Source organism: Labrenzia sp. ATLA3 (assembly GCF_057180185.1).
Genome location: NZ_JBXUKV010000010.1, coordinates 58489 through 77138 on the forward strand (window position 1 = coordinate 58489; position 18650 = coordinate 77138).

The window sequence follows — 18650 nt, forward strand, 5'->3', positions numbered from 1 at the left end:
TCACACCACCTGAGAGAGCTTGACGAAACGGTCGGAAATCAGCAGCAGCGCACCGATAACGAGGATCTGCACTGTGCTGGCGGCCGCGAGTGTCGGGTCCATGTTCCACTCGATGTACTGGAGCATCGCGATTGGTAACGTTGTGGCGCCGGGTTGAACCAGCAGCACGGAGACCTCGAGGTTCTCGAAGCTGATTACGAATGAAAACAGAGCCGCGGCGACGATCCCCGCACGCATGCGCGGCAGCGTCACGAGAAGAAATGCCTTTAGCGCGCCGGCCCCCAGGTTCCGGGCAGCTTCTTCCACCGAACGGTCCAGCATCCCCATGGAAGCTGCGATCAGGCGCACCGACCAGGGGATGGTCAGCATCACATGCGCTATCACCAGGCCGACGAGCGAGCGTGTCGGGTTCCAGCCCGTAGACTGGGCAATCTGGATGTAGAAGACGTAGAGCGCCGTGCCGATTACGATCCCCGGAACAAGGAGGGGAGCAAGAAGGAAGCTCTTGATTGCTTCACGGCCGGGAAACTCGAAGTGAACCAGCGCCAGGCTTGCCAGTACGCCGGACACAACGCCGATCAAAGAAGCGAGGACGGCGACCTCGGCACTCGTGATGAAGCCGCTGATCAGCGCCTCCTGCTCGAACACGTTGGCGAACCAACGCAACGTGTATCCGGGAGGTGGGAACGACAAGAACTGGCTGTTGAAGAAGCTGACATATGTAATCCCCAGCACCGGCAGCAGCAGGAAAAGATAGAGCAGCACGATCAGCGAGCCGAACAGGAGGCGAGATGTCAGAGCACGGGCCATTCGGCACCTCTATTAAAAACAGAACGTACTGTATGTTTATGGGTTTAAATAGGATGTGCAAGACATTTTTGAAAGCAGATACAGGCAAAATTGCCTAATAATTTGGCATTTTGCGATCTGTGAGTGCGCTGATTTGGTGGGGAGCGATTCATCTCGATCTTCTCCTCCGTCTGCAACCTTTTCGTCCCGCCCAGCTCACAACGCTTCGCTCTTCGCTTCCACAGCCCTTGCCTGCGCGCATTGGCCGATCGGAACGCCGTAAGCCCGTGGCCATTTCTAAAAAACCCAAGGCAAACCAGTGAGGCTTGACAAGCCTCGCTTAGTTATTGAATGATCGTTCTATAATGAAGGAAGCCTATGCCCCACCCGATTCAATATGATCTCGATGATGTTCTTGATCGCACCATGAGCGCGTTCGGGCAGTTGGGATTGCTGCGCGTTCGGCCAGCGTTGGAGGTTGTTTTTGCGCGGGCACAGGCTCAAGGCGACCTGCCTGAGCAGCTGTTGGCTGGAGTATTTGCCATTCAAACTTAAGCGGTGATGAACGGACTGGCCGCGCTCCAACAAACAGGCACGTCGCAAGACCAAATTGTATCGACGCCAGGGTTTGGCCCGATCAATCGCTCCTCTGAAACAAATGGATGACTGACATGAATCGAAAGATCTTCCTGACTATTGCCTCCCTCATTGCGTTGAGCATCGGGTTTATTGCCACCTTCCTTCCAAACATTCTTCTCGTCGATATGAAGTATGCTGTCCCCAGCGAAACAGGGCTGGTCATGGCGCGAACTGCTGGCGTTTTTCTTTTGAGTTTTGGGGTGTTGAATTTTCTCGTGCGCGCTGACGAAACATCGCCAACAATGGTCAGCCTGCTTATGGCCAATGCTCTTCTTCAGCTTCTGATCCTGCCCGTTGACCCTCTGGCCTATGCGTTGGGTGTCTACGGATCTGTGCTGTCGTTCATCCCGAATACGGTGCTGCACGTCGGGCTGTTGTTCGGGTTTGTGTATTTTTGGCGAAATGCGAGGGTGTCGCTGCAGACCGCGAATGGAACTCAGTGATGTCTTTGTTCGTCATGACAGGCGCAACGTCGGGCATTGGGTTGCAGGCGGCGCGGCAATTGCTCGAAAATCCACGGCATGAATTGATCGTTGGCGCCCGTGATCCGGAACGCGCAGAAGCTCTCAGGCGGTTGGCACCGAAGGACCGCCTGAAAATCGCGCCCCTTGATACATCATCCCTGAAATCGGTCAGAGCATTCGCCGGCTTTGTCCAAAATGCATCTGCAGGCCGGAAGATAGCAGCACTTGGTCTGAACGCAGGAATGCAACCTTCACACGCGGCGAGGTTTACAGAAGACGGTGTAGAGGAGTGTTTTGCGGCCAACTACTTGGGCCACTACTGCCTGAGCCAGCTTTTGCAGCCCCTTATGGAGAATAATGCTGCGATCATTCTCACTGCAAGTGGCGCCCATAACAAGGCTGACCCAGTCGGCAAATTTTTGGGGTATCACGGCCAAAAGTATTCAAGCGCCGCCAAAGTCTCGGTAGGCGCGTTGAGCGAGACAAGCTCCCCGGCCCAGGGCGCCCGCGATCGCTATGCGACATCGAAATTTTGCGTGCTGCTTTATGTGTTTTCAAAGGAATCCGTGAAGATGCATGAAAACGTAAGACTGATCGCTTTTGATCCGGGCACGGTTCCCGGCACGCAGATTGTGCGAGATCTCGGCCTTGTTGCGAAATTCGCCTGGTCTACAGTCTTCCCAGTCGTCGCAGGCATGCTCTCCGGGTTTAGTACAACAACCCAATCAGGAGACGCTTTGGCAAAGCTGATGGTTCTTCCTGACCTGGCCCCTCACACGGGCTTGCACATTGATTACCGTCTCAAGACCGCGAAAGACTCCCCGGAAACGCATGACAGCAATTTGCAAAGTGACTTGATGGCCTATTCAGAAACTGCTTGGCCGCACTCAGCTTGCGCTCTGCCGTGAGCAGGAAGTCGACCGGATTTCCCTGCTTATCAATGGCTCGATACAGATAACGCCATTGGCCTTGATGCGGACCGTGCCGCAATGCGGTTTTCGGAACCGGCACAATCGTTTTTCCATCAATGGGGCGTAGGCCAGGCCCCACCGCTTGATTGTGCCGTGATCGACTTGAAAGCCGCGTTCCAGGGATATGTCCTCCAGATCGCAGTAGCTCGGTGAATACCGCAGCTACCAGGACACTGCCTGAAAAATATGAGCGGTTTCCGCTCAAAAATCAGAGCCGTGCAATAGGAAGCCGGTCTGATCTGGCATAATCTGATCGGCGGGAGGACAGGCAGTTTGATGCCATTCGGAGCCAAAAGGCTCAATCTGGCGAGGAGATATCTCTGGGGTGCAGTTGTTGCGGCCCTGATTCCGCTTGTCCTGATCGCGACGCTTTATGACCGCTACAGCGCCAACCTGATCGACAATCTCGTCACCAACCGCGTGAATGCTCACCTGGAAGGGGCGGCGGTCCAGATGAGCAACTTCATGGCCGTTCAGGTCAACAAACTGGAGAGCATCGTCGACCTTCCCGACACAACCGACTTCTTTCTCGAGCCGGATGGCAATTCGATCTCGCCCCTGATGCGGGACTTCCTGTTGCTGGAAGTCGAAAGCCCGGATGTCTATGCCATCGAACTGTCCCGGGTCTCCGGCGAAACCGTCGCAACGGTACCAAGGAACCGCGCAAGGGAAGAGCCTGCGGACCTGACCACGCTGCCGCTGGTTCAGCATGGTGTGGTGGAGGTACTTGGCCCGGTCCTGCCTGAAAACGGGCGTCCCGGCTGGTTCCTGATCCGCATGCCCGTCCTGTTCAACCAGAAACAGATCGGCATGGTTTCGCTCCGCATGCGGCTGGCCTCGCTTACGGAACTGGCCGCGCAGCTCGTCGAACCTGGTGTCTACCAGCCGCAGATCGTCGTGTTCGACCGGGAGCGCCTGACACCCGTCGGAACCCGTGCCGAGGAAACGGACATTCTCGCCCGCTCCCGCCAGTTCCTGCCGGGATGGCGCATCCAGCTGGTCGATGGCGGGGGCGATCTGGAGGAGCCACGGAATCGCATCCGGTATATCCTCCTGATCGCGGCCATCGTTTCCGCTCTCGGGCTGGTCGTCCTCTTTTTCATGATGTCCCAAAAGCTTACCGGTTACCTGCTTCCGCTGAACGAGGGCGCCCAGGCGATCGCCAACGGCAATTTCGGCGTTTCCGTTTCGGAAGACGGGCCGGGTGAACTCGGGTCGCTGGCACGTTCCTACAACCGTATGCGCGAACAGCTTGAAAACCTGATCACCTCGCGGGTCGAGGTCGAAAGGCGCGCCGCGCTCGGAGGCATGGCGGCGGGGATCGCTCACGAGATCCGCAATCCGCTGGCGACTGTGGTGACGACCGTTCACGGGCTGAAACGGAATGAGCAGGACGCGGAACGGCAGAAGATGTTCGAGGTGATTTCCTCGGAAATCACGCGCGTCGACAAGACCATCGGGGAGTTCCTGAACTATGCCAAGCCCAGTCCGCCGGTGCGCGAGCCGGTCCTGATCCGAGAAGCCTTCCGAACCATCCGGACGCTGCTGGCCACAACCGCGCACGAGAAGAATATCGTCATCGATCTCTCGGGCGAGTCCAGTCTGCAGATTGAGATGGACCGTGCGCATTTCAGCCAGATCCTCCTGAACCTGACCCTTAACGGGATCGACGCAATGCCCGACGGCGGTCACCTCCAGCTGCGCGCGTATCGCGATGACGGCAAGGTCGTCGTGAGTGTGGCAGACGATGGAACGGGCATGGATGCGGAGACCAGGTCCAAGGTGCTCCGTCCCTTCTTCACGACCCGGGGAAAGGGCTCCGGGCTCGGGCTGCCCGTCACCAAGCAGCTGGTGGAGACGAACGGCGGCCAGATGTTCATCGAGAGCGAGGCTGGTCACGGCACGACGGTCATTCTTGTTTTTCCGAAACACGATGCGGCACAGGAGAGGACGGCATGAACAGACCCAATGTCCTGATCATCGACGACGAGATCAACCTGACACGCTCGCTGGCCTTCACCCTCCGGCAGGCCGGCATGGACTGCCAGGAAGCACATAACGGCCATATCGGCTGCCGGATCGCCCAGCGGGAGACACCCGATATCGTGCTTCTCGATGTACGCATGCCCGGCATGGGGGGATTGGAGGTTCTCGACTGGTTCATCACGGAACTGCCCGGCGTTCCCGTCATCATGATGTCCGCGCTCGACGACACCCACGATGCGGTGACGGCGATCAAGATGGGGGCCGTGGACTATGTGTCCAAGCCATTCGATGTTGACGAGCTGATCCATCTTCTCAACGAGACGGAGTCTCGCCGCCAGCTTGATTCCGAGGTCCGTTATCTGCGTCAGCAATCCACCGAGTTCGATTTCATCGGCGGATATGCGGGCATTGCAAAGCTCCGCCACGAGATAGAGCAGATCGCGGCGAGCAATGCCCCGACCGTTTTTCTCTCCGGTGAAACAGGTGTCGGCAAGGCCGTGGTCGCTCGTGAGCTGCACAAGCGCGGCAGCGGCTTGGACGCGCCTTTTGTGGAGGTGAATTGCGCGACGCTGCCGGTCCGGCAGATCGATGCCGAGCTGTTCGGCGCCGAAAAGGCAAACGGTGCGGCCTTGCGCAGACGCGGGCTTGTCGAGATCGCCCATGGCGGCACGCTGTTCCTCGATGAGATCGGTGAGATGCCGCTGGAGATCCAGGCCAAGCTGCTGCATTTCCTGGAAACACATTCCTACCGGCTGGCCGGCAGCAACCGGGAGCATCACGCCGATGTGCGGGTCGTCGCGGCCACAAACAAGGACCTTGCCACGGCGGTCAATGAGGGCACGTTCCGGCAGGACCTTTTCTTCAGGCTGAATGCCGTGCCAATCACCATTCCGCCGCTGCGCGAACGGGAAAAGGACGTCGAGCTTCTGGCAGCGCATTTCGCGGCGAAATATGCCCGGTCGTCCGCGGTCATGCCGATCGGCTTCGACAAGGCGACACGCGCCTTCTTCCAGTCCTATGACTGGCCCGGAAATGTCCGCGAATTGAAGAACCTCGTCGAACGCCTGTCGATCCTCTATCCGGGCAAGACGGTGACGGCCGATCTCCTGCCTGCAGAATTCAAATCCGTCGAACCCAAGACGGCTCTTTCCATCGAGCAGTCGATGGAGAATGTCGAACGAGACCTGATCCGCGACGCACTCATGCGCTGCAAGGGCAAGAAGGGGCTGGCCGCGGACCGGCTCGGCATTTCCCGTCACGCGCTGAAGCGCAAGATGCAGCGGCTGGGGATTGCATGAAGACCATCGCCATTTTCCGGGCCGTTCTGTTCTGTCTTTTCCTGTGTGGTCCGGCCGCCGCGGACGAGCCTCTTCGGGTGAAGGCCGGCTGTCTCTATCCGCTGACCGGGCCGGGCGCGCTTTACGGCCGCGACAGCGCGGTCGCCATCAAGCTCGCGCAGCAGCATCTGAAAACCCTGGAAGCGTTCGGGTATCCGCAGGTCGAAGTGCTGATCGAGGACACGCGCTCGAAATCCCTCCGCTCTCTCCAGATCGCAAGGCGGCTGGTCGACGAGGACAGGGTCGATTTTCTGTGCGGCGTGGTCAATTCCAGTGTCGCGCGCGCCGTCTCGGAGTTTGCCCGCGACGCCGGGGTCTTCTTCATCGGCACCGACCATGCCTCGCCAACGCTGACCAGCGAGGATCTGCATCCCTTCTATTTTCGCGTCAGCAACGACACGCGCCAGTCGATGCGCGCCGGGGCCAAGTTCATTCAGGAAACCTATGGAGGGCGCAAGGACCCGATCAGGATCGCGTTCATCGGTCCGGACTACGAATACGGCTACCAGGCCTGGGACGATCTGCGAACCTTCCTGTCACAGCAGAATCTCGATTTCGAGATCACGGGCGAATACTGGCCGAAGGTCTTTGAGACCGATTTCACCCCGTATATCCAGCAGCTTATGGCGACGCCAACCGATATCGTCGTCAACGGCCAGTGGGGACTCGATTTCGTGACCTTCGTCAAGCAGGCGAAACAGCTGGACCTGTTCGACAAGGTCCAGTTCATGAATTTCGACGCAGGCGGCAATTACGAGGTGCTGGCAGAACTTGAAAACGACATGCCCCTCGGCCTCGTCCTCTCGGCACGGCATCACATCAACTGGCCACCGACGGACCGCAACCGATCCTTCGTGGAGGCCTTTCGAGAAGAGGCCGGGCGCTATCCGAGCTATGCGGCTGAGGGCGCTTATGCCGGCGTGCTGGCCATTGCCGAAGCCGTGCGCCTCGCGGGCGGCACCGACGACCAGGACAAGCTTCGCGAGAAACTGGAAACGCTGACGCTGAGCCTGCCGGAAGACCCTGAGGGCTTTCGCTCGAAAATGGATCCGGACAGTCACCAGGTCCTGCAGGTCCAGGCTATCGGCAAGACGGTCTATGACAACAGCTACGCACCGGCGAAAGTGATGCTGGGCGATTGGCGGATCTATTATCCGCCGGAGACCTGGCCGGTCCTTGACGACGGCAGGTAGACGGCCCGATTTCATGACATGAGCGCTCTCCGCGCATGATCCCGGCCCAATGAGCGCCTACCGCTCATTTACCGTTCCGCGATCCATGGTTTTCCGCCCGTTTCCACTGAAAACTCCAGGACATGCGCTGCAAGGCGCATTGGGAGGAAAATCGCATCACCGAACGGGAAGGTAGGCACCGGGTGCCAGCCGACCGCGTGCATGCGGCTGTCTTTCCCGTCGAAAGATCAAGTGGAGGAGAACTGATCATGGCATCAGGCAAGCAGGCTGCGCGGTCGAGCGCAATCCGGAAATCAAGACACATTCTCATGACGGCAACGACCCTCGGACTGGCCTCGGTGCTTGCCGCGGCTGCGCCTGCACAGGCCGAGGAGGGATCCGTCAAGATAGGCTTCGTGACCTTCCTGTCCGGCGGGGCGGCGGGTCCCTTCGGCGTTCCTGCGCGCAATGCTGCCGAATTGATGATCGAGGCCATCAACGCGGGCTCCGTGCCGGCGCCCTATGCCAGCACCGGTCTGGCGGGAAAATCGATCGACCCGATCTTCGTTGACGAAAACTCCAAGCAGAAGAACGCCGACTATCAGAAGCTCGTCGAAAAGGACGAGGTCGACATGGTTCTCGGCTACATCTCGTCCAGCAGCTGCAAGGCCATCGCGCCGGAAGCGGAGAAGGCGCAGAAGCTGACGATCCTGTTTGATTGCGGCACGCCGCAGATCTTCGAGGAAATTGTCACTGATCCGCAGTACACGTTCCGCACCGGCGCCCATGCCACCATGGACAATGTTGCCGCGGCCCGTTACCTCGCCGACACCGGAGCGAAGACCGGATCCTATGCCGGGATCAACCAGAACTACGCCTTTGGACAGGACTCCTGGCGCGACTTTTCCGCGTCCATGGCGCAGATCAACAGTAATGCCAAGATCGCGGCCGAGCAGTTCCCGAAAATCTATGCCGGACAATACGGATCAGAGATATCGGCTCTCTTGACCTCGAAACCCGATGTCGTTCATTCCAGCTTCTGGGGCGGCGATATGGAGGCCTTTGTCATCCAGGGCTCCGCCCGCGGCATCTTCGAACGCGCCAAGGTGGTGCTGACAACCGGCGAAACGGCAATGCATCGCCTCGGCGCGCAGATGCCGGACGGCACGATCATCGGCGCACGCGGTCCCCATGGCGACCTGGCCCCGGAATCCGAACTGAACGACTGGTTCCGCAAGGCCTATTACGACCGGTTCGGCACCCTGCCAACCTATCCTTCCTACAAGATGGCGCAGGCTCTACTGGGTGTGAAGGCGGCCGCCGACAAGGCAGGCAGCACGGATCAGGATGCGGTCATCGGTGCCCTGAAAGGTCTGGAATGGGAAGGCCCGAGCGGCAAGGTGTCCATGGCTCTGGCCAATGGTCACCAGGCGATCCAGGGAACCGCCTACGGCACCTACGAATTCGACAAGGAAACCGGCAAGGCAAGCCTCGTCGACATCGTTCGCTATGACGCCGAGTGCGTTAACCCACCTGCCGGAATGAACTCCATCGACTGGATCAACAGCGGGTTCGAAGGCGCCAAGTGCGACTAGCCGTCAGGCACTTGCGTCAGAGGTGTCCTCAGGCATCTAGCCCGATCCTCTGACACATTGCCGGGTTCCGCACATCGCATTGCGGCGGGACCCGGTCTTTCCCGGCAGCCGGGGCGCCCGGAGGCCACATTCACATAAGACTGGTACGGAGAATTCAATGCTAACCGCTGTCGCGATAGCAGTGGACGGGCTCGGCTTTGCCGCGTGGCTCTTCCTGTCATCCGTCGGCCTCACGCTGGTTTACGGCGTGATGCGGATCCTCAACATTGCCCATGGCGGTTTCTATGCGCTCGGCGCCTACACGTCCGCCTGGGCCATCGGCCTCTACACACAGACCGGCAGCACCATCGCGCTGACCTACCTGATCATCCCGCTCGCTGCGCTCGCGGCCGGTCTCGTCTCGGGGCTACTCGTGGAGCGCGGCATCCTGCGGTTCATGTATGGCCGGGACGAGGTGCTGATGGTCCTGGTGACCTACGCCATCTTCCTGGTGCTGGAAGATGCCACCAAGCTGATCTGGGGCACGGACTCCTACGTCTCCTACCAGCCAGCCTACTGGCTCGGCACAATCGACGTTTTCGGTCTGCCCTACACGGTCTACAAGTTCCTCATCGTCGGTGTGGCCATCCTTGTCGGCGCGGCGCTCTACTTCGCCCTCAATCACACACGGACAGGCAAACTTCTGCTCGTCGTGATCGAGGACCGCGAGGTCAGCAGCGCGCTCGGCATCAATGTCACGCTGTTCTTCACGGTCACCTTCGTCATCGGCGCAACCCTGGGCGCACTCGGCGGCGCACTGACAGCTCCGGAGATTTCCGTTGTGCCTGGTATCGGCGCGGAAATCATCGTCATGGCCTTCGCGGTGATCGTCATCGGCGGCATGGGTTCGATCGGCGGCGCCATGCTTGGCGCGCTGATCGTTGGCTTTTCCCGGGCAGCCTTCGTCCACCTGTACCCGCCGGCGGAGCTTTTCTCGATCTATCTCGTCATGGCCGCAGTCCTGACAGTGAAGCCTTATGGGCTGTTTGCACTCTCGGAAAGCAGGAAGATATGACCAAGTCCTTCGACAAAACCGAATGGGGACTGCTGCTCGCGCTGCCGGTTCTCATCTGCCTCACCTTCGTTCTTCCCGCATGGGTGGTCAATTACATCCAGGTGTCGCTCGGCACCGGGCTGGTCGCGCTCGGCGTCATGATCCAGATGCGCGCGGGCCTCGTGTCCTTCGGCCAGGGTCTCTACTTCTGCATCGGCGGATACACGGCCGGACTGGCGGGCAAGTTCCTCGGCATTTCGGATCTCTTCGTGTTGCTCGTGATGGGACTTCTGGCAAGCGTCGTCATCGCCTTCCTGCTCGGCTTCCTGCTGCGCCGCTACCGCGAGATCTTCTTCGCCATGCTGAGCCTGGCGGTCTCGATGATCCTGTTCGGCCTGCTGTCCAGCACCGAGGAACTCGGCAGCACGGACGGCTTCAACCTGCCGCAGCCCACCTATCTCGGCTGGGCGCCCGAGGGCGACCTGGGTGAAACGGTTCTCTACGTGGTCACCTGCGTTGTCACACTCGGCCTCGCACTCGGTCTCAACAGGGTCCTGCGCAGCCCCCTCGGCTACATCAACGAGGCCATCCGCGAGAACGAACTGCGGGTCGAATACCTGGGAACCTCGGCGCATCGTGCCGTCCACATTACCTATGTGATCGCTGCAGCCGTCTCGGCAGCGGGCGGGGTCCTGTGGGCCATGGCGCTCGGCCATGTCGATCCGGAGATGACCAACTGGACCACGTCCGGGCAATTCGTCTTCGTGTCGATCCTCGCCGGGACAGGCAACATTGCCGCGCCTCTCATCGGCACGTTCCTTCTGGAAATTGTCCGCGTCTACGCAGTCGAGATTTCACCGAACACCTGGCAAATGATCCTCGGCACTTTGATGCTCCTGACGATCATTTTCCTGCCCAGGGGCCTGTGGTCACTGATCGCTTCGGCAAAACGGAAAACAGCCGCGCCGAAGGCCTCGGAAATCATGGAGGGAAATTGACATGACACCCATCCTGGAAACCAGAAACCTGGAACGCACCTTCGGCGCTGTCGTTGCCGCCAGGGACATCAACATCCGGATCGGCGCCGGTGAAATCCTCGGCGTCATCGGCTCGAACGGGGCCGGCAAGACCACCTTCGTCAACATGGTCACCGGCTATCTGCCGCCGAGCGCCGGCGAGATCCTTTACCGGGGCAGCTCGATCACCGGCAAGCCGACACGCGAGATCATGCGGCTCGGCATCTGCCGCTCCTTCCAGATCCCCCAGCTTTTCCCGGAAATGGATGTGCTGGACAACATGCTGATCGCGCTGACGATTGCGAGCCGCGTCAAACCCGCCCTGCTGACGCCGGCCATCGATGCAGGCCGGGAGGAGGAGGCCCTGTCGCTCCTCGCCCGCTTCGGCATCGAGCGCTACGCCCACCAGGAAATCGCGACGCTGCCGCAGGGCGTGCGCAAGCTGGTCGACATCGCCATGGCCACTGTCTCGGACCCTGACCTACTTTTCCTGGACGAGCCCACCAGTGGTGTCAGTGCCGACGAGAAGATGGACTTCATGGAAACGCTCATCAACGCCCTGAAGGCCAACGACACGGCGGTTCTGTTCATTGAACACGACATGGAGATCATCGAGGCGTTCTCGCCGCGCTGTGTCGCCTTTTACGAAGGCACAATTCTGGCGGATGGGCCGACGCGCGAGGTTCTGGAAAACCGGAAGGTGCGGGAATTCGTCATTGGCAGCGAGTTTCACCGCAAGACCGACAAACAGGCGGCGCCCGCCGCCGGAAATGGAGCCGCCTGATGCTGACCATCAGCCAACTCAACCTTTCGATACAGCGCGTTCCCATTCTCCGGGGCGTTAGCATGGACCTGGAGACCGGGACCACCTGCGGCCTGATCGGCCGCAACGGCGCCGGCAAGACAACGTTGATGCGCGCGGTCATGGGCCTGCTTCGAGCAGACAGCGGATCGATCCTGTTCAATCACGAGAGCCTGCACACGGAGAAAGCCCATCAGCGCGCGGCGCTCGGCATCGGCTACCTGCCGGAAGACCGGCGGCTGGTGCCGCATTTCACGGTCGAGGAGAACATTCTCGTGCCGCTCTGGGCGACGGGCAACACCGATCGGTCCCGTGTCAAATGGGTCTATGACCTCATGCCTGAGATCGGCCGCTTTGCCGGGCGCAAGGCGATGACACTCAGCGGCGGGCAGCAGAAGCTGGTCGCCCTGGCGCGGGCACTCGTGTGCGGCTCAAATCTCCTGTTGCTGGACGAACCCTTCGAGGGCGTTGCGCCGGCGCTCGCCCAACGTCTCATGGAGGTGTTCGCGAACCTGAAATCGGAACATCTGACGGTGCTGATTTCGGAATCCGACTACACCCATTCCGAGAACGTGGTCGACAAGGTCTATTCGATAGAAAGAGGCCAGATAAGCCTCATGAACTCTCTGGCAGCGTGAGGTGGATCATGGATGATTTCGTTTTCAACACGACCCCCTCGATCCGGCTTCAGAGAAACGGCGCCGCCCGGCTCGGCGAGATGCTTGAAACCATGCCATTCGCCGAGAAGAACCGCAGCGTGCTCTTCGTGACAGATCCCGGGATCGTCAAGATCGGCCTCGCGGAAACCGCGCTGGCGAGCCTCCAGTCAACCGGCTTCAATGTGACACTGTTCGACGGCGTCGAGGCCGATCCCAAAGCGGACACCGTTCTGGAGGCGGTCGACATTGCAAAGGCTGACAACATCGCCTGCATCGTCGGCTTCGGCGGCGGCAGCTCGATGGATGTGGCCAAGGTTGTTGCGCTGCTTTCTGCGTCCGACCAGCCGCTGGACACAGTCTACGGCGTCAATCAGGCGCGCGGCACCCGGTTGCCGCTCGTGCTTGTGCCGACGACGGCGGGCACGGGATCCGAGGTGACGGCCGTTTCCATCCTGACGACGAGGACGGAGGAAAAGAAAGGCGTCGTCTCGCCGATCATTCTGCCCGACATCGCCCTTCTGGACCCGGAGCTGACCGTCGGCCTGCCACCGCACATTACAGCGGCGACGGGGGTCGATGCCATGGTGCATGCCATCGAGGCCTATACATCCCGCAGCGCCAACAACAATCCCATCTCGAGAATGCTTGCACTGCAGGCGCTTGATCTGCTCGGCGCAAATATCCGCGAAGCAGTGCATAACGGCAGCAACGTGGACGCACGGGTCAATATGCTGCTTGGATCGATGCTCGCCGGACAGGCCTTCGCCAATTCGCCCGTTGCCGCGGTGCATGCGCTGGCCTATCCGATCGGCAGCCTGTTTCACGTGCCCCACGGCCTGTCCAATGCGCTGGTGCTTCCCGAGGTCATGCGTTTCAACGCTCCTGAATGCGGCACCGCCTATGCGGAGCTGGCACCGCATGTCTTCCCGGATATCGGGGGGGGCCGTTCCAGCCAGGCCGTAACGGCGGACTTCATCGATCGACTCGCCGGTCTCAATCGCGACCTGGGTCTTGAACCGGGCCTGCGTCAGGTCGGCATCACGGCGGCGGACATTCCGAAGCTCGCCTCAGACGCGATGAACCAGACCAGATTGCTCGTGAACAATCCGCGTGACGTCCGGGAGGAGGACGCCGCACGGATTTACGAAGCCTCGCTCTGACCGTGCGGAGCTTCTCAGGGTAGGAAAGCGGTCGCCTGCCACAGTCACGTTTCGGGCCGCATTCAATCGGGAGGAATAGAAGATGAAATCCTTATTACTGGCCTCGGCCCTTTGTTGCGGACTGGCAGGGACTGCCCTTGCCGAAGACTGGCACGATTCCCCCTGGGGCCCCGACGATGAAATCGGCGCCGCCAACCTCATCACGCCGGAAAGCGTGCTGGAGGCCGCCAAACTGGTCAAGACGGGCAAGACCTACAATCTCGGTATCGTCGTAGACAAGGATACGCCTGCCTTTTCGCCGCGCTCGATGAGTATCACGGTGTTGCAGCCGAACCAGATCACGACCGAAGGTCTTGGGACCAACGGGATGACCTATAACGACGATATCTTCATGGGCTGGCTTGGCATCGGGCCACAGATTGATGGCCTCGGCCATATCGGCATCAAACACACCTATTACAACGGCCTTGCCGAAGCAGATGTTGCCAAGGCTGATGGCCTTGTGAAACTCGGTCTGGAAAAATTGCCGCCGATTGTGGCGCGCGGGGTCATGCTCGACATGGCCGCCTTCTACGGTCAGGACATCGTCAAGGAAGGCACCGCCTATACGAAGGACGACATCGTCGCCGCTGCGAAAGCCCAGGGTGTTGAATTGAAAAAGGGAGACGTCGTTCTGTTCCATTCCGGTTGGCTTGACCTTCTGGACGGCGAAACACCGGACCATGATCGCTATGTGAAGGTGGAACCCGGCCTCGGGATCAGTGGTGCGGAATATCTTGCGGAGGTCGGTGTCATCGCTGTGGGCGCGGACACCTGGGGCGTCGAGGCCGTTCCTTTCGAAAACGGGACCGATGGCGTGTTTGCGGTCCACCAGATTCTCATTCCTCAAAACGGCATCTATATTCTGGAGAACATGGACACCCGCGCGCTTGCCGAGGACAATGCCCATGAGTTTCTGTTCGTCCTGGGCGTGACCCGCATGAAGGGTGCCGTTCAGATGATGATCAATCCGACGGCCATCCGCTAATTTGGCGGAACGAAAACTGCTGCCCCACGTTCGCCTTGCGAGCGAGGGGCTTGCGAAAGAAAGGAATACCATGTCGACACCATCCGAAAGCCTGACAGGGCGATTGAAACGCCAGGATCTTCTTTGCACGCAGGCCTTTGTTGCCGGAAACTGGCTGGACAAGGCTAAGGCAGGGGATGAATTCGAGGTCACCAATCCCGCGAATGGCGAGGTGCTCGCAAGACTGCCCGATCTCGGCGTCGAGGACACACGAACCGCGATCGACGCAGCCTTCAAGGCGCAAAAGGACTGGGCGGCAAAGACCGGCAAGGAGCGCGCCGGAATCCTGCGCAAGTGGTTCGATCTCATGGTCGCGAACGCGGACGATCTCGGTGCGATCCTGACTGCCGAGATGGGCAAGCCCCTTGCCGAGGCGAAGGGCGAAATCATGTATGGCGCCAGTTTTATCGAATGGTTTTCCGAAGAGGCCAAACGCCTCTACGGCGACGTTATCCCGGGACACCAGAGCGACAAGCGAATTGTCGTGCTGAAACAGCCGGTCGGGGTCGTTGCCTCCATCACACCCTGGAACTTCCCCAATGCCATGATTGCCCGCAAGGTCGGCCCGGCGCTTGCGGTCGGCTGTGCTTTCGTTGCCAAACCGGCTGCAGAAACGCCTCTGTCCGCCCTGGCGATGGCAAAGCTCGCGCAGGAAGCCGGTGTTCCGGACGGCCTGTTCTCCGTCGTCACTTCGACCAGGTCGGCCGATATTGGCCAGGAATTCTGTTCTAACGACAAGATCCGCAAGATCACCTTTACCGGGTCCACGCAGGTCGGCCGCATTCTGTTGCGCCAGGCCGCCGACAAGGTGCTGAAGGCGTCAATGGAGCTTGGCGGCAACGCGCCCTTCATCGTGTTCGATGATGCCGACCTCGACGCCGCCGTCGAAGGCGCCATGATTTCCAAGTATCGCAACAACGGACAGACCTGCGTCTGCGCCAACCGCATCTACGTTCAGGCCGGTGTCTACGACGCTTTCGCGCAAAAGCTGACGGAAGCGGTGAAAAAAATGAAGGTGGGCGACGGTTTCCAAGACGGTGTCATCGCCGGCCCCCTGATCAGCGAAAAGGCCGTTGAAAAGGTGGAAGACCACGTTGCCGATGCGCTGTCGAAAGGCGCGCAGGTCCTGACAGGCGGCAGCCGTCACGAATTGGGTGGTACCTTCTTCCAGCCCACGGTGATGACCGGGATCACTCGCGAAATGAAGGTCGCATCGGAGGAAACCTTCGGGCCGGTCGCACCGCTGTTCAGGTTCGACACCGTCGATGATGTGATCGAGCAGGCCAACGACACGATCTTCGGCCTGGCCTCCTACTTCTACGCAAGGGACCTTTCCAGGGTCTGGCGGGTCGCGGAAGCACTGGAATACGGCATGGTCGGCATCAACACAGGACTGATCTCGACCGAAGTTGCCCCGTTCGGTGGCGTCAAGCAGTCCGGTCTCGGCCGTGAAGGTTCCAAATACGGCACGGACGATTTCACCGAGATGAAATATCTCTGTTTCGGCGGAATCTGACATCAACCCATCCAAGCCACTTTCGGGCGTGCCGTACAGGACGGCACGCCTCTCTGTCAGGAACGGACATACGGTCCTGCGAAGGGCTTGCCGCAAGTTCTGTCAACGGACATATCTGCCCCGTCTTTGGGCAGACTTTCAGGCTTCGCTGACTTTGTTAATTCCGAAGAGGACAGCAATCAGATCGTTCTGCTCGCGGACGGTCCATCGACCGGCTAGGTCGAAACCTGACCCTCTCCCCATGAAGTGGTCCGCAATGTTCTGTCGCAAAAATTTGCGGGTGACGAGATGGTCTTGCGGATGCATCAGGCGAGGCAGTTTTTCGCAAGCGTCTGCTTCGAAAAGAGGTTTTGGCTTTTTTCGATGATCAGCCCAGCTGTTTGGTTGCGATCGCTGCTTGCTGTTGATTTTCACTCAGAACGACCCGGCATTTCCACCGGCAATTGACCCGCCATTTGCGTCTGGAGCAGCAGTTACGCTGTGGTCAAGATCTTGGTTTCCTCCTTTCGGTGTTGGTCTGATTTGCGGTGCAGTTTTGAAGCGGAAGCTTTCGTTTCCGGTTTCAAGGACATGCCAGTAGAGGGCGTTCGGAAATTTATTGGCATGGCCAAACCTAATTCCCGATCCGAAGTTGCACATTGGCCAATACCCGCGCAAAAACTCCTGTAAGCCCGTTTTCTGGCCATAAACGCCGCCGCGGTCGACCCTATGATCTGCCAACTCGACCTTACGCCCCCTCCGCGAACTCATCAGTCGCGACAGGTATAGGGCCTGGGATATTCTGTGACTTTTGATTGAGTGATCTGAGACAGATCCAGTGTGATCAAAATCAAGCACCGAACCAAGGTCTCAATCCGGGCGATAACCCCGCTTGTGTTTTTGAACTGCGAGCTTCTCCAGGTGGGCCAGAGCCGATGAGACATCCGCGAAGAGATCCAGACGTGTCCGACCCGTAGCGCCCAGACGTCCCCATGTCCGGCAAACGGCATATCCACCGAACAGGGTCGGCTCGACCGACAGGTGGTAGAACCGGTTCATATTCCGGCCAAGGTCCACGCGTTTGAGCAATAAAGAAGCAGCCAAAGGTTCCATTCCGCAAATCTCGAGGACTTTCGATCCGCAGTCCAATGAATGATTGGAATCAAAGCGCGGGAATGGATTCGTGAAGGTAATCAGTGGCAGGGAAGAACGCGGTCAGGTTGGCTCGATCCAGAAAGTGAACGGAGTGGTTTTGACGATTAGATGGAGAAGCGTTTGGCAAACCATCTGCGGCCGCTTCACTTATGCCGTGCGTCAACGCGCCTACTATCGGGGCAAAAATACATGATCCACATCGCCCGTTCCAAACCTCAGAACGAGCGCAGAAAATGCCACCCAATACTCTGATCGAAAGGAAAAGTAGACTTTCTGACCTACCAGATGGAAGGCTCATGACTGCCGGTTCTGTTGATCATGAAATCAAGTCGATGTGCCAAACGGATGCTCCAGCTCGCCTGTGACCGTGCCTCCTTTGACCTGTCTCAACCAGTCGACGAACAAGTCTCGAGGTTGATAGTTTGGTTCATCTATGGGCCAGACGAAATAGTAGGTTCCGATGCTGGTCCTGCTTTCCGACCATAGCGCCACCAATCGGCCATCCTCCAGCTCGTTTTCCACCAGATAGGTCGGCAGAAGCGCGGCTCCCATTCCATGGATGGCCGCCTGGATCATCGACGCGAACTGATCAAAGAGCATGCCGACAGGGCATACAATGTCTTTTCCAAGCGCCTGGGCCCATTTTTCCCACGCATCCGGGCGTGTATCCAGATGCAGGAGCGGCAGGGAAAACAGATCGCTCAAGGTGTTGCCGCGAATGGTTTGGGCGACTTTGGGCGATGCCACGGGCACGACATATTCCCGCATGAGCTCCTGGTAGGCGACATCGGACCAATCCCGCTGGCCAAAGTGGATGGCACCGTGAAAGGGTTCGGAGGCAAAATCGAAGGGTTTCAGTCTGGTGCCAAGGTTCACGGTCACTTCGGGATGGCGTGCCACGAAGTCGGGCAGTCTCGGGGCCAGCCAACGGACCCCGAAGGCCGGGAGCATTGCGATATTCAGCTGTCCGCCGCGGGGATTGGCCTTCAGGCGCAGGCTTGCCGTTCCGATCTGTTCCAGCGCGATCCTGACTTGCGTGCAGTAATCGCGCGCAGCAGGAGAGAGCCGGATGGTCTTCCTGTCCCGCGTGAAAAGGGGCGTATCGAGGTAGTCTTCCAATACCTTGAGCTGACGGCTCACCGCGCTTTGGGACACGCCCAGCTCAAGACCGGTTTGCGTCACACTGCCCGTCCGCTCGAAGGACTCGAGTGCGCGGAGCGCTGTCATCGGCGGCAGGAAGCGCTTCGGATGCGGCATAGGTATGAGCCTTTTGCATATGTAATGCGATAATTGCGTTTCTCACATGATTGG

The 18650-nt window shown here is 59.3% G+C and carries 18 protein-coding genes and 1 pseudogene; 14 read left to right on the plus strand and 5 right to left on the minus strand.

What is annotated here, in order from left to right; translation table 11 throughout:
• On the minus strand, positions 1-810 hold the full coding sequence (locus AC2A6O_RS25620) for an ABC transporter permease (protein WP_148582504.1): 810 nt from the start codon (positions 808-810) through the stop codon (positions 1-3).
• Between the two features lie 357 nt (positions 811-1167).
• Here AC2A6O_RS25620 and AC2A6O_RS25625 point away from each other — a divergent pair, with 357 nt between their 5' ends.
• The 3 genes from AC2A6O_RS25625 (at position 1168) to AC2A6O_RS25635 (ending at position 2800) form a co-directional block, all read left to right on the plus strand.
• Positions 1168-1344: a hypothetical protein gene (locus tag AC2A6O_RS25625; protein ID WP_498931341.1), complete on the plus strand. Its 177-nt coding sequence runs from the start codon at positions 1168-1170 to the stop codon at positions 1342-1344.
• Positions 1345-1460: 116 nt separating this feature from the next.
• Entirely contained in the window at positions 1461-1871 is a 411-nt protein-coding gene (locus AC2A6O_RS25630; RefSeq protein ID WP_498931343.1) for a hypothetical protein, read from the plus strand.
• A 14-nt stretch (positions 1872-1885) separates the two neighbouring features.
• On the plus strand, positions 1886-2800 hold the full coding sequence (locus AC2A6O_RS25635) for an SDR family NAD(P)-dependent oxidoreductase (RefSeq protein WP_498931634.1): 915 nt from the start codon (positions 1886-1888) through the stop codon (positions 2798-2800).
• Here the strand turns inward: AC2A6O_RS25635 and AC2A6O_RS25640 are convergent.
• Positions 2754-3061, minus strand: a pseudogene (locus AC2A6O_RS25640) (DDE-type integrase/transposase/recombinase); the annotation flags it as partial. The gene AC2A6O_RS25635 and the pseudogene AC2A6O_RS25640 sit on opposite strands and share 47 nt — an antisense overlap.
• Before the next feature lie 78 nt (positions 3062-3139).
• Between AC2A6O_RS25640 and AC2A6O_RS25645 the strand changes: the two are divergent.
• From AC2A6O_RS25645 to AC2A6O_RS25695, 11 genes are all read left to right on the plus strand, one after another.
• A complete protein-coding gene (locus AC2A6O_RS25645) occupies positions 3140-4822 on the plus strand; it encodes a sensor histidine kinase (RefSeq protein ID WP_498931345.1) in 1683 nt (560 codons plus the stop codon).
• Positions 4819-6147: a sigma-54-dependent transcriptional regulator gene (locus AC2A6O_RS25650; protein ID WP_498931347.1), complete on the plus strand. Its 1329-nt coding sequence runs from the start codon at positions 4819-4821 to the stop codon at positions 6145-6147. Before AC2A6O_RS25645 ends, AC2A6O_RS25650 begins: the two co-directional genes overlap by 4 nt.
• A complete protein-coding gene (locus AC2A6O_RS25655; RefSeq protein WP_498931349.1) occupies positions 6144-7379 on the plus strand; it encodes an ABC transporter substrate-binding protein in 1236 nt (411 codons plus the stop codon). Before AC2A6O_RS25650 ends, AC2A6O_RS25655 begins: the two co-directional genes overlap by 4 nt.
• Before the next feature lie 248 nt (positions 7380-7627).
• Positions 7628-8953, plus strand: coding sequence for an ABC transporter substrate-binding protein (locus AC2A6O_RS25660; RefSeq protein ID WP_498931351.1), 1326 nt, complete (start codon positions 7628-7630; stop codon positions 8951-8953).
• Positions 8954-9110: 157 nt separating this feature from the next.
• On the plus strand, positions 9111-10007 hold the full coding sequence (locus AC2A6O_RS25665) for a branched-chain amino acid ABC transporter permease (protein ID WP_148582497.1): 897 nt from the start codon (positions 9111-9113) through the stop codon (positions 10005-10007).
• Complete coding sequence (locus AC2A6O_RS25670) at positions 10004-10984, plus strand: branched-chain amino acid ABC transporter permease (protein ID WP_498931353.1); 981 nt, start codon at positions 10004-10006, stop codon at positions 10982-10984. The genes AC2A6O_RS25665 and AC2A6O_RS25670 overlap by 4 nt, the downstream gene beginning before the upstream one ends.
• A 1-nt stretch (position 10985) precedes the next feature.
• Positions 10986-11786 (plus strand): ABC transporter ATP-binding protein, encoded by an 801-nt coding sequence (locus tag AC2A6O_RS25675; RefSeq protein WP_498931355.1) that lies wholly within the window; start codon positions 10986-10988, stop codon positions 11784-11786.
• Complete coding sequence (locus AC2A6O_RS25680; protein WP_498931357.1) at positions 11786-12442, plus strand: ABC transporter ATP-binding protein; 657 nt, start codon at positions 11786-11788, stop codon at positions 12440-12442. The genes AC2A6O_RS25675 and AC2A6O_RS25680 overlap by 1 nt, the downstream gene beginning before the upstream one ends.
• A gap of 8 nt (positions 12443-12450) precedes the next feature.
• Positions 12451-13623, plus strand: coding sequence for an iron-containing alcohol dehydrogenase (locus tag AC2A6O_RS25685; protein ID WP_498931359.1), 1173 nt, complete (start codon positions 12451-12453; stop codon positions 13621-13623).
• 82 nt (positions 13624-13705) lie between these two features.
• A complete protein-coding gene (locus tag AC2A6O_RS25690) occupies positions 13706-14650 on the plus strand; it encodes a cyclase family protein (RefSeq protein WP_498931361.1) in 945 nt (314 codons plus the stop codon).
• A gap of 70 nt (positions 14651-14720) precedes the next feature.
• Positions 14721-16205, plus strand: coding sequence for an NAD-dependent succinate-semialdehyde dehydrogenase (locus tag AC2A6O_RS25695; RefSeq protein WP_498931363.1), 1485 nt, complete (start codon positions 14721-14723; stop codon positions 16203-16205).
• 138 nt (positions 16206-16343) lie between these two features.
• Here the strand turns inward: AC2A6O_RS25695 and AC2A6O_RS25700 are convergent, their stop codons facing one another.
• From AC2A6O_RS25700 to AC2A6O_RS25710, 3 genes are all read right to left on the minus strand, one after another.
• On the minus strand, positions 16344-16619 hold the full coding sequence (locus AC2A6O_RS25700; RefSeq protein WP_498931365.1) for a hypothetical protein: 276 nt from the start codon (positions 16617-16619) through the stop codon (positions 16344-16346).
• Positions 16620-17054: 435 nt separating this feature from the next.
• On the minus strand, positions 17055-17297 hold the full coding sequence (locus AC2A6O_RS25705) for a WGR domain-containing protein (RefSeq protein WP_498931366.1): 243 nt from the start codon (positions 17295-17297) through the stop codon (positions 17055-17057).
• Positions 17298-17663: 366 nt separating this feature from the next.
• The gene (locus AC2A6O_RS25710) at positions 17664-18596 is read right to left on the minus strand and encodes a LysR family transcriptional regulator (RefSeq protein WP_498931368.1); all 933 of its coding nucleotides are present in this window, start codon (positions 18594-18596) and stop codon (positions 17664-17666) included.
• Positions 18597-18650 lie beyond the last annotated feature (54 nt).

Excerpts from the sequence above, each read along its gene's own strand:
- AC2A6O_RS25675 (WP_498931355.1), top strand. The coding sequence starts at position 10,986 with ATGACACCCATCCTGGAAACCAGAAACCTGGAACGCACCTTCGGCGCT.
- AC2A6O_RS25685 (WP_498931359.1), top strand. The coding sequence starts at position 12,451 with ATGGATGATTTCGTTTTCAACACGACCCCCTCGATCCGGCTTCAGAGA.
- AC2A6O_RS25670 (WP_498931353.1), top strand. The coding sequence starts at position 10,004 with ATGACCAAGTCCTTCGACAAAACCGAATGGGGACTGCTGCTCGCGCTG.
- AC2A6O_RS25645 (WP_498931345.1), top strand. The coding sequence starts at position 3,140 with ATGCCATTCGGAGCCAAAAGGCTCAATCTGGCGAGGAGATATCTCTGG.
- AC2A6O_RS25660 (WP_498931351.1), top strand. The coding sequence starts at position 7,628 with ATGGCATCAGGCAAGCAGGCTGCGCGGTCGAGCGCAATCCGGAAATCA.
- AC2A6O_RS25665 (WP_148582497.1), top strand. The coding sequence starts at position 9,111 with ATGCTAACCGCTGTCGCGATAGCAGTGGACGGGCTCGGCTTTGCCGCG.
- AC2A6O_RS25680 (WP_498931357.1), top strand. The coding sequence starts at position 11,786 with ATGCTGACCATCAGCCAACTCAACCTTTCGATACAGCGCGTTCCCATT.
- AC2A6O_RS25690 (WP_498931361.1), top strand. The coding sequence starts at position 13,706 with ATGAAATCCTTATTACTGGCCTCGGCCCTTTGTTGCGGACTGGCAGGG.
- AC2A6O_RS25655 (WP_498931349.1), top strand. The coding sequence starts at position 6,144 with ATGAAGACCATCGCCATTTTCCGGGCCGTTCTGTTCTGTCTTTTCCTG.
- AC2A6O_RS25705 (WP_498931366.1), bottom strand. The coding sequence starts at position 17,297 with ATGGAACCTTTGGCTGCTTCTTTATTGCTCAAACGCGTGGACCTTGGC.
- AC2A6O_RS25620 (WP_148582504.1), bottom strand. The coding sequence starts at position 810 with ATGGCCCGTGCTCTGACATCTCGCCTCCTGTTCGGCTCGCTGATCGTG.
- AC2A6O_RS25695 (WP_498931363.1), top strand. The coding sequence starts at position 14,721 with ATGTCGACACCATCCGAAAGCCTGACAGGGCGATTGAAACGCCAGGAT.
- AC2A6O_RS25625 (WP_498931341.1), top strand. The coding sequence starts at position 1,168 with ATGCCCCACCCGATTCAATATGATCTCGATGATGTTCTTGATCGCACC.
- AC2A6O_RS25630 (WP_498931343.1), top strand. The coding sequence starts at position 1,461 with ATGAATCGAAAGATCTTCCTGACTATTGCCTCCCTCATTGCGTTGAGC.
- AC2A6O_RS25710 (WP_498931368.1), bottom strand. The coding sequence starts at position 18,596 with ATGCCGCATCCGAAGCGCTTCCTGCCGCCGATGACAGCGCTCCGCGCA.
- AC2A6O_RS25650 (WP_498931347.1), top strand. The coding sequence starts at position 4,819 with ATGAACAGACCCAATGTCCTGATCATCGACGACGAGATCAACCTGACA.
- AC2A6O_RS25635 (WP_498931634.1), top strand. The coding sequence starts at position 1,886 with ATGACAGGCGCAACGTCGGGCATTGGGTTGCAGGCGGCGCGGCAATTG.